This window comes from Bradyrhizobium sp. NBAIM08 (assembly GCF_020193935.1).
Classification (GTDB): domain Bacteria; phylum Pseudomonadota; class Alphaproteobacteria; order Rhizobiales; family Xanthobacteraceae; genus Bradyrhizobium; species Bradyrhizobium yuanmingense.
In genome coordinates, this window is record NZ_JADYVR010001244.1 from 1 (window position 1) to 388 (window position 388).

Annotated in this window: 1 pseudogene; it reads right to left on the reverse strand. The window is 71.1% G+C overall.

Going from position 1 to position 388, the window contains the following annotated elements:
- Positions 1–66: 66 nt before the first annotated feature.
- Positions 67–388: pseudogene (locus I6F37_RS44345) on the reverse strand (hypothetical protein); the annotation flags it as partial.

The window sequence follows — 388 nt, forward strand, 5'->3', positions numbered from 1 at the left end:
TTACAGATCTGTGTGGCATCTGACGGTTCGGAACAGGCCGCCAGTTCTCGACGGAGCGAGCGCTGTTCAGGGCAGAGGAACGGCCAGGCTGTTGGTGCCTGACGCCCACGGGGTGGTGGGGGTGCTGGAGTACGACGCGCGCTCGACGACCAGCGGCGCGGTGCGTCCGAAGGCGGCGGCGATGTCGAGCGGATGACCGGGGGCGATGGAGGTGCTGATGGCCTGCTGCGGGACCTCGAGCACGTACGCGTGCCGCAGCCGCTCCCAGGCCCGCAGGTGCACCGGCCGCATCCGCGTGCTCCGGCGCACGAAGGAGGTGACCTCACGCTGCACCCGCGGCGCGCGCACGGGTTGCTGGCTCGGCTCGGTCACGGCCCAGACCCTACCC